The following is a 13,929-nucleotide window of genomic DNA, read 5'->3' as shown; positions in this document are numbered from 1 at the left end:
AAAGATAATCAGCCGCCGGTCGGCATCATTGTTCAGCCAAACCGAACAATCGATCGACGTCGCCAAGGTCGAGCCGCCGCGTGATCCCGATCGCCTGCAGGAACGTCTCGTCATGGCTGACGACGAGCAGCGCGCCGTCATAGGCGCTCAAGCCCGCTTCGACGGCTGCGATGGACTCGAGATCCAGATGATTGGTCGGCTCGTCCAGGATCAGCAGGGACGGCGGCGTCGCTCCGCCCAGCACGCAGGCAAGGCCCGCGCGAAACAGCTGGCCGCCGCTCAAGCTGCCGACCTCTTGCAAGGCCGCATCGGCGCGAAACATGAAGCGCGCCAGGGCGGCACGGCATTCATTCACGCCGGCTCTTGGATTGAGGCGCCCAAAGTTGTCGAAGATCGAGATCGCGGGATCGAGCAGGCTGACCTTCTGGTCGAACAGCGCGAAGTCCGGCCTGACCCGCACGCTGCCGGCGAACGGGCGCAACTTGCCCGCAATGAGTTTCAGCAGCGTCGTCTTGCCGGAGCCATTGGGCCCGACAATCGCGACGCGCTCCGGACCGACGATGGTGAGCGATACATCGCGCAACACGGGTCGCTCCGGCCGATAGCCCGCACTGGCGCGGTCAATCGACACCACCTCCCTCCCCACCGGCAGCTGGGTCGAGGCTAGTTTCACCGACAGCGGCTGAAGGATCTCGATGCGCCGGCGCGCGGCGTCGACCGCATCAAGCGCCTCCGCGCGTCGCCGCTCGGTAATCTGCGCGGTCCTGCCGCCGCTGTCTTCGCTGCGGTCCCGGCGTGCGCCAGCCAGAATCCGCGGCATGTCGCCTTTGGCGCGCTTCTTCCTGCCGCCGCTGTCCTTGCGGGCCTTGCGTTCGGCGGCCTCCTGCGCCTTGCCGTCGATCTCGGAAAGATGCTTCTCGGCATGCGCGAGGTCGTGCCTGACGGCGGCAAGCTCGACGGCCTTCTGCGCATGATAGCTGCTCCAATTGCCGCCATAGCGCGTGGCCCCGAGCGAGGTCAGCTCGACGATGGCGTCCATGGTCTCGAGCAGGGCCCGGTCATGGCTCACCACAATCGCGCCTCCGCGCCAGCTTGCGAGCAGATCGATGATGGCGAGACGACCGTTCCGATCGAGATTGTTGGTGGGCTCATCCAGCAGCAGAAAGTCTGGTTCCGTAAAGAGCAGTGCCGCCAGACGAACGCGCGTCACCTGCCCACCCGATAAGCGGTCCAATGCGGCGTCGGGCGCGACATCGAAACCAACCCGGGCAAGAGCGGACGCGAGCCGCGTCTCGAGGGTCCAGTCGACCTCGGCAACATCATCTGCCGAAGCTTCGCCGCGCTCGGCACGGCGGAGCGCGTTCAGAGCATCGCGCGCGCCGAAGAGGTCGACGACCGTCGCATCCGGACGAAGTTGAGCGTCCTGGCGCAGGAGTCCGACGGATCCGTCGACAATCGCGTGCCCCGACTGCGGAACATGCTCGCCGGTGATCGCGGCAAGCAGAGTTGTCTTGCCGACGCCGTTGCGGCCGACGAGGCCGGCGCGTTCCGCGCGGAAGGTCAGATCGATGCTGGAAAGGAGAGAGCGGCCGTCAGGTGTGGACAGCGACAAGCGCGATAGGATGATGGAAGCAGGCATGGAATTCCCCGTGAGCAATGCGGATGGGCGTTGCGATCGGGGTGAAATCCATGGCTACCGATATCCTTGATGAGAGCCTCGCTCATAATCCGGCCGGGCGGCAAGATCAAGGCATGCTGCCGGCGAGGCCAGCGGCTACGCCGCCAGCCTGTCGAACTGAACCTTCCCCGCCTTCATCACCAGCGGAATGTGCTCGCCCTGGCCGAGCAGGCAGCTAACGTCGCGAAGCGGATTGCCGTCGACCACGAGCAGATCCGCGAGCGCGTCGGGCACAATCCGGCCGAGCTTGCCCTCCATGCCGAGCACCTCGGCTCCGATCACGGTCGCGCTGGCGATGACCTCGCGCGCGCCCTGGATTTCGGCGCGGATGCGGAACTCTTCGCTCTGGAGGCGCTGCGACGGGCCGAGCAGATCGCTGCCGTACCCCATCTTCACCCCGGCCTTGCGATAGATCTCGAGCGAGCGCAGGCCGGCATCGCGGACGTCGGCGATCTTGGCGACGCTCTCCGGCGGCAGGCCGTATTGCGCGCCCTCATTGGCCAAGGCTTCATAGGTGACAAGCGTCGGCACCACATAGGCGCCCTTCTCGGCCATCAGGCGCGCCGTCGGCTCGTCGATGAGATTGCCGTGCTCGATGGTACGGACGCCACAGCGAACAGCGCGCGCAATCGCAGCCGCGGTGTAGGCATGGGCGAGCACATAGGTCTGCCGCCCTTGCGCCTCGTCGACGATGGCGCGGATCTCGTCCTCGGAGTAGCCGAAGGCGCCGACCGGATCGGTCGGAGAGGCGACGCCACCGGACGCCATGATCTTGATCTGGTCGGCACCCATCTGCAGCTCCTCGCGGACCGCCTTGCGCACGCCATCAACGCCGTCGGCAACGCGCGCCAGCGCGCCGACGCGCACGCAGCAGGGACAGACGGAATCGCTGGCCAGATAGTCCGAGCGGGCCCGGCCGTCGCCATGTCCGCCGGTCTGACTGAGTGCACGGCCCGAGACGAACAGACGCGGACCATCAGCCAGGCCGGTCTCGATGGCCTGCTTCATCGCGTGGCCGGCGCCGCCGGCATCGCGGACGGTCGTAAAACCTCGCCGCAGCATGCCCTTGAGAATCAGCGTCGAACGCAGCGTCACCAGGACGTTTGGCATTTTCGCCTGCGCCGCCAGGTTGAGCTCGATGGCGATGGTATGGACGTGCAGGTCGATCAGGCCGGGCATCAACGTCTTGCCCTTGAGATCGATCGTCCGATCTGCATTGGCCTGGATCGGACGGTCCGAGACCTCCTTGATCACGGTATCCTCCACCAGCACGTCGTGGCCGGTCAGCAATTCGGGCTGGAGCGGATCAAGCAGCGCGGCGTTCTTGAAGAGAGTGCTGGGCATGGAGATGTCCTCTGTCAGGCAATCGGAAGCAGCGCCGGCAGCGCGAGCTGGGCGAACGGGAGACACGCGGCGACGTCGTCCTCGTCGTACCAGCCGGCTTCGTGAAGCAGATTGAGCGAGCCGAACGTTCGGCCCCGCCAGCGCACCGGCATGTTGAGCACGCTGGCGCAGTCAAGCGAAGCGATCAGTTCATGATCGGGGAACACGGTGCGCAGATCGTCCTGCGTCCGGCCGATATAGGCTTGGCCGGAATCGAGCACGGCTTCTGTCCACGGTCCCGGCGCGAGGCGCTTGCGCCCGCCGGTGGGGTATGGACCCGGCCGATTGGAATAGACCCGCGCGGCTTCGCAGGTATCGCCGTCGTAGGTCAGGATCGTGAACAGCTTGTGCCCGATCGCCGACTTCAGGGCTTCATCCAGCGCCGCAAAGAGCGCCCCCGGCTGATCCGCCCTGTCCTGTGCCGCCGCAACGGCGCAGAGCAGCGGATCGGCCGGGCGTCTGGTCCGTCTCATGCGGTTTCACCCGCCGCGATTTCTTCCAGCGAGCGGCCGCGCGTCGGCACGCCCATCAGGACGACGGTGACCGCCCCCAGCAGCAGCACGGTGGTGGTGACGCCGAACACGCCGGCGAAGCCGAAATTGGGATAGAGATAGCCGACCAGGATCGGCGAAACGATCGCGCCGATGCGGCCGATCGCCGATGCAAGCCCGGCACCTGTGGTTCTGATCGGGGTCGGGAACACTTCGGCGGTGTAGGCATAGACGCCGGCATAGGTGCCGTTCATGAACAGCGACAGCAGAATGCCCGCCACCATGATGTGCTGGTCCGTCTGCGCGAAGGCAAGGCCGAGCGCGCTGACGCCGCCGAGCACCATGTAGGTCGCAATCGTCGCCTGCCGGCCGATGCGCTCGTTGAAATAGGCGGCGCTGAAATAGCCCGGGATCTGCGCGCAGTAGATCGCGATCGAATAGCCGAAGCTCTTGGTGATGCTCATGCCGTTCTGGACCAGCAGGCCGGGGATCCAGACGAAGAAGGAGTAATAGCTGAAGGTGATCGCAAGCCACATGATCCAGGTCATGATGGTGATGCGGGCCTGGCGCGCTGCCAGAAGCGCCGCGAAATTGGCCAGCAGCGTTCCACTGGTCCCGGCGGGAGGGACAACTTCGACCACCGGCGGCGGCAGGACACGGCCCTCACGCACAAAGACCGCCTCGATGCGGTCGAGCACGGCTTCGGCTTCCTTCTCCCGTCCGCGGCTCTCAAGCCAGCGCGGCGATTCCGGCAGAGCGCGTCGCCACCACAGCAGCATGACAACAGGCACCGCCGTGATCACCAGCACAATGCGCCAGCCGTTGTCATACGAGGGCACGATGAAGTAGCCAAGCAAGGCCGCGGCGACGAAGCCGAAGGAGAAGAAGCCGGCCAGCGAGCCGGTGAAACTGCCGCGGAAGCGCCGTGCCACGAACTCCGCAAGATAGGGCGCAATGATCGCGCTCTCCGCGCCGGTGCCCATTCCGGCCACGATGCGGGCGACGAAGAACGCCGGCCAGGTATCGACCGTCGCGCTGACGATGGAGGCCGCGCAATACAGCGCCAGTGCCGACATCATCACGGCGCGGCGGCCAATGAGATCACCGAGCATGCCGGCGAACAGGGCGCCGAACAGGAAGCCGATATAGGTGCTGCTGCCGAGCACGCCGATCTGGACGCTCGACAGATTCCACGCGGTGCGCAGCACCGGCAGAATGAAGGCCAGCACCGCCGCGTCCATCGCGTCGAACATGTAGCCGAGCCCACCCATCAGCAACAGATGCGTGTGGAAGCGTGCAAACGGAAGGCGCTCGATGCGCGCCGATATCATCGACATGAATATCCCCCTCGATCCCCGCGGGCCGGCACCCGCTTGTCGTTCGGGAGGAAATCATAGACAGAATGACGTTATCGTCATAATTTATAATGATGATCTAGTACATCACCGTGGTGAATGTTCTTGTCCTTCCGCGCGCTCGACCTCAACCTGCTGAAAGTCTTCGAGGCGTTGATGACCGAGGGCAGCGTCACGCGCGCGGCGAGCGCGCTGACGATGACTCAGCCCGCCGTCAGCAACGCGCTCGCCCGCCTGCGTGATGCGCTCGGCGATCCCCTGTTCGTGCGGTCAGGCACCGGGATCCGCCCGACCCAGCGCGCCGTCGTTCTCTGGGAGCCGATCGGCGAGGCGCTGGAAAACGTCCGCAGCGCGCTCGACGAACAGGTGTTCGATCCCGCCCGCGCGCAGACCGAGTTCACCCTGTCGATGTCGGATTATGTCGCCTCGCTGGTGATGCCGAATTTGCTGAACCATCTCGGCGAGGTCGCACCCAAGGCACGGGTCCACACCGTGCCCAACACCATCCTGGAGATCGCCGATCAGCTCGAGGGCAATCGGGTCGATTGCGTGCTGAGCGTCTATGTCAACGAGGCGCAACAACCGACGGCCATTCGCTCACGCTCGCTCTGGACCGTCGACTACGCCTGCTTCATGCGGCGGGGCCACCCGCTCGCGGCCCAGAAGCGGCTGAGCACGCGCACATTCCTGAACGCGGGGCATGTCGACGTGACCTTGGCCGGGAAGCGCCTGCCGACTTACGATCTCTTCCTCGCCTCGCGCGGGCTGTCGCGCAATCTGGTCGCAACCGTCAATCATTACAGCGCTGCCTATGAGATCGTGCGCCAGACCGATCTGATCGCCGTGCTGCCGAGCGATCTCCGTTCGCAGTCGCGCCACGCGCCGTTCCTGCATGCGATGCCGCTGCCGCTCAAAGCGCCGGCGCGCATCGTCAGCCTGTTCTGGCACCAGCGCAACGACACCGTGCCGGCGCAGCGCTGGCTGCGCGAGACCCTGGTCGAGATGTTCGCCAAGTCGGAATGAGCGAAGAAGCGCTTCAGCGCGCGGAAGGATGGAAGCGCTCGATGCCGAGATCGCTGATTCGGGTCTGGGTGCCGCCATTGACGATCAGCTCCGCCATCACGGCGCCGGCGCCGGGGCCGAGCTGGAAGCCGTGCAGCGAGAAACCGAACTGGTGATAGAGCCCCTTGTGGCGGCTGCTGGGGCCAAACACGGGGATGTCGTCCTTCATCTTGGCCTCGATGCCGGCCCAGGCACGGACGATCGTGGCGCTGCGCATCACCGGGAACAGCTCGAACACGGTACGGGCGCTGATCGCGAGGCTCTTCCAGTCCAACACCGTCTCGTTGCGATCCTGATAGGGCGTCGCCAGATGGCCGCCGCCGATCAGCACGGTGCCGTTCTTGAACTGCTTGAAGGAGAGCTTTCGTCCGCGCAGGATCACGACGGGGTCGATGAAATGCGGCACGCGCGAGGTGATCATCAGCATCGGCGCCACGGTCTCGACCGGCACCGGCTCGCCGAGATCAGCGGCGATCTTGCCGGCCCAGGCGCCGGCGGCGTTGACGAGCACCGGCGCCGCATAACTGTCCGCTCCGACATCGACATACCAAAGGCCATCGCCGTAGCGGATGTTGCTGGCAGCCACGCCCTCGCGCACGGTCGCGCCCAACTGCTCGGCCTTGCGGCGGAACGCCGTCGTCGTCTGCGCCGGATTGGCGGCGCCGTCGCGGCGCGACACCACGCCGCCGGGGCAGGTCTCGGCCACCGCAGGCACCAGCCGCCGCAGCTCAGCGGCGTCGATCAGCTCCTCATGGGTAAAGCCGAGCGCGTTGAGTTCAGCCACGCGCGCGCGGCAAACCGCAAGCTCCTCCTCGTTCTCCGCGACCAGAACCTGGCCATGGCTCTCGAAGCTGCAATCATCGTCGAGAAGGTCTGAAATCTTCTCCCAGATTCCCATCGAGCGGATCGACAGCGGAATCTCGGGAACGTGCCGCGCGAGCTGGCGGACACCGCCCGCGTTGACGCCGGAGGCGTGCCGGCCGGCATAGTCCTTCTCGATCAGCACCGGCTTCAGGCCGGCAAGGCAGAGATGCAGCGTCGTCGAGCATCCATGGATGCCGCCGCCAATGACGATTGCATCCACGTTTATCGTCATCCGCGCACCACCGCCTTGACGTCTTCTTCCGTTTTCGGAACGGCGGCGAGCTCGGCGAGCGTAATCGGTTTCACCGGTGCGCGCAGCCGGTAATAGCCGATCTCCTGCGGGGTCTTGCCGCGCGCTTGCGCCATCAGCTCGGTCACGGTGAGACCGCAGAGCCGGCCCTGGCACGGGCCCATGCCGGTGCGGCGGTAGGCCTTGAGCTGGTTAGGCCCGGTCGCGCCGATCGCGACGGAATCGAGCACATCCTTCGCGGTGACCTCTTCGCAGCGACAGACGATGGTATCGCCCGAGGGAATGCGGAACTGCGGCGCGGGGCGGAACAGCGTGTCAAGGAAGAGGCGGCCGCGCTCGGCCTTGGCGAGATCGGTGCGAAGCGTCGCCATTGCGGGCAGCTTTGCGACAACCGCAGGCGCCAGCGCTTCGACTGCAGCACGAGCAGCTATTCGGCCACGAACCACGGCCGCATTCGCGCCGCCAATGCCGGCGCCGTCACCGGCGATCGCGATGCCCGCGACCGACGAATTGCCGCTCGCGTCCAGCACCGGCGACCAGCACAATTGCAGCTCGTCCCAACGATGCTCGATGCTAGCAGACATCGCCAGATTGACGTTGGGCACGACGCCCTGATGCAGGAGCAACAGATCGACAGCAATGGTCTCGCGCTTGCCACCGGCGACATAGCTCACGCTTGCAAGCTGGCCGTCACCGGACGCCGCAAGCTCGGTCACGCCGGAGACGACCTGAACCTTGGCCTTCACTTCGCGCATCATCGACAGGCCCTTCATGAAATAGGGCGAGGTGAGGAACGCGAACGCGTGCGGCAATGCCGCGAAATAGTTGCCGCGCTCGGTGGTGTCGAGGATGCGATCAATACGGCCGCCGAGACGCAGGATCTGCGCGGCCAGCAGCCAGAGCAGCGGCCCCTGCCCCGCGATCACGGTGCGGCCGTCAGGCACCAGCGCCGACGATTTCAACATCGTCTGCGCGGCGCCTGCGGTCATCACGCCCGGCAGCGTCCAGCCGGGAATCGGGAACGGCCGCTCCAGCGCGCCGGTCGCCAGGATCACGCGCCTGGCCTTGACGAAGGCGGACGCGCCGCCGATCGAGACGGCGATGTCGAGATTGCGGTCGAGGCTCCAGACCGTGGCGCGGTGGATGACCTCGGCATTGCTCGCGCGCAGCGCCTGCACGAGATCGGCACCAACCCAATAGTCGGCACCGAGCTGGTTGCGATCGGTCACCGGCGTCGAGGAAATGGCGCGGAACACCTGGCCGCCGGGGCCGATGTTCTCGTCGAGCAGCAGCGTCGTAAGACCTGCTTCGGCCGACGTCGCCGCGGCAGCAAGGCCGGCGGGCCCTGCGCCGATCACCACGACGTCGTAATCTTCGCGCTTGGGAGCCACGCTCATCGTCCGATCTCCCGCTTGCCCTTCTGGATTTCGATCTGCATGCCCTCGGCGACCGGCACGAGGCAGCCCTGGCGGTTGCCGACGCCGTCGATGGTGACGAGGCAGTCGAAGCACACGCCCATCATGCAATAGGGCAGGCGTGGTGCGCCGCTGACTGCCGTGGAACGCCGCACGTCCCGACCGGAGGCCAGCAGCGCAGCGGAAACGGTGTCGCCCTGGCGTGCCGCGACGGCGACGCCGTCGACGAAGATCTGCACTTGCGGACGTTTGTCCTGTTCGGATCGTCTAAACATGGATGCCTCGTGGCTCCTTAAATATCTTTAGTAGCCGCTGTTGTTCGCCGCGCCCGCACCGCCGAAGCGGCTCGCGGAGAATGCGCCGACCAACTCAGGCTCGAGCGCGCCCTGCGCCACCATGCGCGCAACCTCGAAGGCGTGGTTGGAGGCGAGCGTCACGCCGGAATGGCAGCAGGCGACGAAGGCGCCGGGATGCGTCTCCGACTGGTCGTAGATCGGAAAGCCGTCCTGCGGCATGACGCGGATGCCAGACCAGCTCCTGATAACATTGAGCCGCGACAGATGCGGGAACATGCGCTGCGCGCGATCGGCCATCACGCCGCTGATCGAAGGCTTCAGCGTGCGGTCGTCGAGCTCATCTTCCTTGCTGTCGCCGATCATCACCGTGCCCTCGTCGGTCTGGCGGATCGTGGTCAGCGGATGCGGCAGGAACGGCACCGTGCGTTCGGTCACCACGACCTGGCCACGGGTCGGGCCCATCGGTGCATGGAGACCGACCATCGGCGCCAGCGTCTGGTTGGCGTTGCCGGCCGCGAGCACGATTTTGGCGGCACGCAGCTCGCCTTTCGGCGTGGCCAGGCGGAATTCGCCGCCGCTCTTGCTGATCGCCGAAACCGGGCGCTCCGGAAAATAATCGATGCCGAACGCCTTGAAGCCGGTGTGGAAGGCGCGGAACGTGCGCAGCGAATTGACGTGGCCGTCGAGCGGACAATAGCTGCCGCCGGAGACCTCGGGCCCGATCAGCGGCAGCGCGTTCTTGATCTCGGAGGGCCGCAGCATCTCCATCTTATAGTCGGCCGCGCCCGTCTGGTTGTGCATGCGCTTGACGAGCTCGGTGCGCTGGCCGAATTCGTCCTCGCCGAGCGTGAGGTGAAAGCCGCCGTTCTGCTGAAGCGCGACATCGAGACCTGTCTGCTGCTTCAGTTCGGAGGCCAGGCGGCCCCACGCCTGCGAGGCCCGCACGGTCCAGACGGTATAAGCGGGCATACCAAGCCCTTTGCTCTGCACCCAGACCAGCGCGAAATTCGCACGCGAAGCGCGCTTGGTGATGTCGCCTTCGTCGAGCACGGCCACGGCCTTGCCGAGCCGGCCGAGGCCCCAGGCAATGGCGGAGCCGAGCAATCCGCCGCCCATCACGGCGACGTCGTATTCTCTAGACATGGGTTCTCCTATCGCCCGGCATCGCCCTTGCCGGCGAGCACGCGGTCGAGCCCGTAGAAGCGGTCGAGCAGAATGAGGGCGGTCATGGTGACAGCGATCACGCAGGCCGAGACCGAGGTCACGAGCGGATCGATGTTGTCCTGGATATAAAGGAACATCCGCACCGGCAACGTCTCCGTGCCGGGTGCCGCGAGAAAGACGGTCATGGTGAGATCGTCAAAGGACTGGATGAAAGCGAGCGCCCAGCCGCTGATGACGCCGGGCAGGATCAGCGGCAGCGTCACGCGGCGAAACAGCGTCCAACCGCCGGCGCCGAGCGAGACCGCGGCCATCTCGACCGTGCGGTCCATGCCGGTCGCCGCTGCCAGCGTCAGCCGCAGTGCGAACGGAAAGACGATGATGACGTGGGCGATGATCAGCGCCGCAAGACTGCCGCCGAGGCCAGCCGAGGTGAAGAAGCGCAGGAAGGCGATGCCGAGCACGACATGCGGGATCATCAGTGGTGACAGGAACAGCGCCGCCAGCGCATCGCGACCACGGAAGCGGTAGCGCGCGATCGCGAGTGCCGCAGGCACCGCGAACAGCAGCGCCACGAACGAGGACAGCGCGCCGAGCCCGAGGCTCACCCAGAACGCATGGATGAATTCGGGATATTGCGCAATCGTCCTGAACCAGCGCAGCGAAAAACCGTTGGTCGGCAGCGACAGGAAGCCTTCGGGCGTGAAGGCGACGAGGCAGACCACCAGGATCGGCGCCACCATGACGATGACGAAGATGGTGTGGAAGATCAGCGCGAGCGGGCCGTTCCGTCTCATCGGAACACCTCCGCATAGCGGCGCTCGATCAGCGCGTTGCTGCCGACCACGATCAGCACCAGCGCGACCAGCAGCAGCGTCGCGACCGCCGCGCCGAGCGGCCAGTTCAGCGTGTTGAGGAATTCGTCATAGGCCAGCGTCGCCGCGACCTTGAGCCGGCGACCGCCGATGATCGCTGGCGTCGCGAAGGCGCTGGCCGAGAGCGAGAACACGATGATCGCGCCCGACAGCACGCCGGGCATGATCTGCGGCACGATGATGCGGCGGATGATGGTAACAGGGCCGGCGCCGAGCGACATCGCGGCATTCTCGATCTGCGGATCGAGCCGCTGCAGCGCCGCCCACACCGACAGCACCATGAACGGCATCATCACATGTGCGAGCGCGACAATCATGCCTGTTTCGGTGAACATGAAGGGAATGGGGAAACGGATCACGCCAAGCGACATCAGGAGCTTGTTGACGAGGCCGTTGTTGCCGCCGAACAGCAGCGCCCAGCCGAGCGTGCGCGCCACCACGGAGATCAACAGCGGGCCGAGAATGACCAGCAGGAAAAAGCTCTTCCAGCGGCCGCTCATGCGGTTGAGGATGTAGGCCTCGGGCGCGCCTAGCAGAGCGGTGAGCAGCGTGGTCATGATCGCGATGCGAAAGGTCCGCCAGAACATCTCGGCGTAATAGGGATCGGTCGCGATCTCCCTCCAGTTCTTCAGGATGAAGACGGGTTCGATACCCTTGTACTGGCCCCAGTCGTGGAACGACAGCATCACGGTCATGGCTAGCGGAATCAGCAGCACGCCGACGAACAGCATCAAGGCGGGCGCCGTCAGCGCCCATGGCGCACGCGCGCTGCGTTCCTCCGCGGCCATGCTCATGCGCCCCTCGCGCGGACGCTCATGTCCTCGGGACGCCAGCTGAGGTGGACCACGTCACCTTCGGCTGGTTGTGTCATGCCGTCGTTCTGGCGGATCACGATCGCCGGGCCGCATTCGCTGTCGCACTGGAATAGCCAGTGATTGCCCTGGAAGATGCGGGTGACGATCTTTGCGCTGAGGCCGGCATCGCCGAAGCCAATGCGTTCGGGGCGAATGCTGACCGTGACTGCACCGTTCAGGCCGGCGGGCGCCGGCCCACTCCACGAACCGGCGACGATGCGTGCCGGTGTTTCGGTTCGATCGATCGTTCCGGAGAAATCGTTGGTCTTGCCCAAGAACTGCGAGACGAAGGCCGAGGCCGGCTTCTCATAAGTTTCTTGCGGCGTGCCGATCTGCTCGATCTTGCCCTGACTCATCACCACGATGCGGTCGGACAGCGACATCGCCTCGTTCTGGTCATGGGTGACCAGGATGGTGGTGGTGCCGATGGTGCGCTGGATCTGGCGCAGCTCGATCTGCATCTCCTCGCGCAGCTTGGCGTCGAGGTTGGACAAGGGCTCGTCGAGCAGCAGCACGCTCGGCTTGATCACCAGCGCCCGCGCCAGCGCCACGCGCTGCTGCTGTCCACCGGACATGCGGCGCGGATGGCGGTCCTCGTAACCGGCGAGCCCGACCATCGCGAGCGCGGCGCGAACGCGTTCGGCCCTGTCAGCGCGCGGCACATTGCGCATCTCGAGGCCGAAGGCGACGTTCTCCGCCGCGGTCATGTGCGGAAACAGCGCATAGCTCTGGAACACGATCCCGAGGCCACGCGTGGCCGGATGGATTGCGGTGAGGTCCTTGCCCTCCAGGCGGATCGCGCCGCGCGTGGGATCAAGGAAGCCTGCGATCATCTGCAACGTCGTGGTCTTGCCGCAACCGGAGGGGCCGAGGAAGGAGATGAACTCCCCCTTGCCCACGGCGAGACTGAAGTCGTCGACCACAGTCATCGCACCGAACTGCTTTGAGACCCGATCGAGCTCGAGATAGGCCATACGCTGTCTCCGTTCCGGACGATCAGATCAGCGCTCGACCTCGCGATTCCAGCGCTTGGTCCACTCCTCGCGCTTCTCGTTGATGACCGTCCAGTCAGGATTATAGAGCTTGGCCGCCCGCTCGCCGATCGGCGCCATCTTGCCGAACTCCGGCGGCACCTTCAGCGATTTCAACACCGGGCCGTAGCCGTAGTCCTTCAGCATCACGAGCTGGATTTTTGGATCGAGCAACATCTTCACGAAGCTGGACGCCAGCGGCGAGGCGTTCGGCTTGGCGATCGGACAGGCCGTCGTCAGCAAGGTCGCCGCGCCTTCCTTCGGATAGACGAAGTCGACGGGGAAGCCGGTGTTGGCAAAGCTCTGCACGCGGCCGGTGCCCCACACCGCGATCACGGCCTGGCCGGACTGAAACAGCTCGGTCATCTTGCCAGGCGACGGCTCATAAGCGAGCACGTTCGGATTGATCTCGTCCTTGAAGATCTTGAAGCCGGAATCGACATTGGACTCGCCGCCGCCATTCATTTTCGACAGCATCACCAGCGCTTCGAGACCATAGGTATTGTTGATCGGCGGGATCACGAGCTGCTTGGCGTATTTGGTGTCCTTCAGGTCGTTCCACGAGGTCGGGGGCGCCCAACCTTTCTCCTTGAACACTTTGGTGTTGTACATCAGGCCGGTGGCGACGATGCCGATCGCGACGGCGCGATCATCCTTGAAGCGCGCGGTGTCGTAGAGATCGGCGGCCGGCAGGCCGTCGAGCTTGCCGCAGAAGCCGAGCTGGATCGCCTGATACATCGGGCCGTCGTCGACGATGGCGACGTCGATCTGCTGATTGCCTTTCTGCGCCTGGAGCTTGGCCAGCGTGTCGGTGGAGTTGCCCGCGACGTATTCGACCTTGACGTTATTTTCCTTCTCGAAGGTCGGGATCACCTCGTCGCGGATGGTCTTCTCGAACGAGCCGCCGTAGCCGGCGACATAGAGGGTTTTCTGCTGGCCCGAGACGGCCGTCGGGACGGCGATGAGCGCTGCGATGCTGACTGCGGTCAGAAGGCGGAAAGTCTTCATGTGGACCGATCTCCAATACCGGAATGAGGTGACGTGCCGACAAATCTCCGGCCGAAGCGCGTTGCCGCATTTCCTTCCGCGCCGACCCCTCGGAAGCAGGACTCCGGCCCCTGCTCGACGGGTTTTGGCGCGATTTGGGGTGTCTTGAGCCCCAATCTGCCGAAAAAGCGGTCTGTCTCCAGCTCTGATGAAAAAGATTGCAGACC

At 65.3% G+C, this 13,929-nt stretch carries 13 protein-coding genes; 1 reads left to right on the top strand and 12 read right to left on the bottom strand.

Annotated features, from left to right (window positions below):
- Window positions 1-25 precede the first annotated feature (25 nt).
- The 4 genes from XH89_RS05980 to XH89_RS05965 form a co-directional block, all read right to left on the bottom strand.
- Window positions 26-1,639: an ABC-F family ATP-binding cassette domain-containing protein gene (locus XH89_RS05980; protein ID WP_194466187.1), complete on the bottom strand. Its 1,614-nt coding sequence runs from the start codon at window positions 1,637-1,639 to the stop codon at window positions 26-28.
- 135 nt (window positions 1,640-1,774) lie between these two features.
- On the bottom strand, window positions 1,775-3,022 hold the full coding sequence (locus tag XH89_RS05975) for an amidohydrolase family protein (RefSeq protein ID WP_194466186.1): 1,248 nt from the start codon (window positions 3,020-3,022) through the stop codon (window positions 1,775-1,777).
- Window positions 3,023-3,036: 14 nt separating this feature from the next.
- On the bottom strand, window positions 3,037-3,534 hold the full coding sequence (locus XH89_RS05970; RefSeq protein WP_194466185.1) for a GAF domain-containing protein: 498 nt from the start codon (window positions 3,532-3,534) through the stop codon (window positions 3,037-3,039).
- Window positions 3,531-4,889 (bottom strand): MFS transporter, encoded by a 1,359-nt coding sequence (locus tag XH89_RS05965; RefSeq protein ID WP_194466184.1) that lies wholly within the window; start codon window positions 4,887-4,889, stop codon window positions 3,531-3,533. Before XH89_RS05965 ends, XH89_RS05970 begins: the two co-directional genes overlap by 4 nt.
- 117 nt (window positions 4,890-5,006) lie before the next feature.
- Here XH89_RS05965 and XH89_RS05960 point away from each other — a divergent pair, with 117 nt between their 5' ends.
- On the top strand, window positions 5,007-5,930 hold the full coding sequence (locus XH89_RS05960; RefSeq protein WP_194466183.1) for a LysR family transcriptional regulator: 924 nt from the start codon (window positions 5,007-5,009) through the stop codon (window positions 5,928-5,930).
- Between the two features lie 13 nt (window positions 5,931-5,943).
- Here the strand turns inward: XH89_RS05960 and XH89_RS05955 are convergent, their stop codons facing one another.
- The 8 genes from XH89_RS05955 to XH89_RS05920 are packed head-to-tail and all read right to left on the bottom strand — an operon-like array spanning window position 5,944 to window position 13,723.
- Window positions 5,944-7,065 carry an FAD-binding oxidoreductase gene (locus XH89_RS05955; protein WP_194466182.1) on the bottom strand — a complete coding sequence of 374 codons (1,122 nt, stop codon included), beginning with the start codon at window positions 7,063-7,065 and terminating at the stop codon, window positions 5,944-5,946.
- Window positions 7,062-8,480, bottom strand: coding sequence for an NAD(P)/FAD-dependent oxidoreductase (locus XH89_RS05950; RefSeq protein ID WP_194466181.1), 1,419 nt, complete (start codon window positions 8,478-8,480; stop codon window positions 7,062-7,064). Before XH89_RS05950 ends, XH89_RS05955 begins: the two co-directional genes overlap by 4 nt.
- Window positions 8,477-8,773 (bottom strand): (2Fe-2S)-binding protein, encoded by a 297-nt coding sequence (locus XH89_RS05945; RefSeq protein WP_194466180.1) that lies wholly within the window; start codon window positions 8,771-8,773, stop codon window positions 8,477-8,479. Before XH89_RS05945 ends, XH89_RS05950 begins: the two co-directional genes overlap by 4 nt.
- 27 nt (window positions 8,774-8,800) lie before the next feature.
- Window positions 8,801-9,937, bottom strand: coding sequence for an FAD-binding oxidoreductase (locus XH89_RS05940; protein ID WP_194466179.1), 1,137 nt, complete (start codon window positions 9,935-9,937; stop codon window positions 8,801-8,803).
- Between the two features lie 8 nt (window positions 9,938-9,945).
- Complete coding sequence (locus XH89_RS05935) at window positions 9,946-10,752, bottom strand: ABC transporter permease (RefSeq protein WP_194466178.1); 807 nt, start codon at window positions 10,750-10,752, stop codon at window positions 9,946-9,948.
- Window positions 10,749-11,624 (bottom strand): ABC transporter permease, encoded by an 876-nt coding sequence (locus XH89_RS05930; RefSeq protein ID WP_194466177.1) that lies wholly within the window; start codon window positions 11,622-11,624, stop codon window positions 10,749-10,751. Before XH89_RS05930 ends, XH89_RS05935 begins: the two co-directional genes overlap by 4 nt.
- Entirely contained in the window at window positions 11,621-12,658 is a 1,038-nt protein-coding gene (locus XH89_RS05925; protein ID WP_194466176.1) for an ABC transporter ATP-binding protein, read from the bottom strand. Before XH89_RS05925 ends, XH89_RS05930 begins: the two co-directional genes overlap by 4 nt.
- A gap of 27 nt (window positions 12,659-12,685) precedes the next feature.
- Window positions 12,686-13,723 (bottom strand): ABC transporter substrate-binding protein, encoded by a 1,038-nt coding sequence (locus XH89_RS05920; RefSeq protein ID WP_194466175.1) that lies wholly within the window; start codon window positions 13,721-13,723, stop codon window positions 12,686-12,688.
- Between the last annotated feature and the right edge of the window lie 206 nt (window positions 13,724-13,929).

Source organism: Bradyrhizobium sp. CCBAU 53340 (assembly GCF_015291645.1).
GTDB lineage: Bacteria > Pseudomonadota > Alphaproteobacteria > Rhizobiales > Xanthobacteraceae > Bradyrhizobium.
This window is presented reverse-complemented; position numbering and strand designations above follow the sequence as displayed.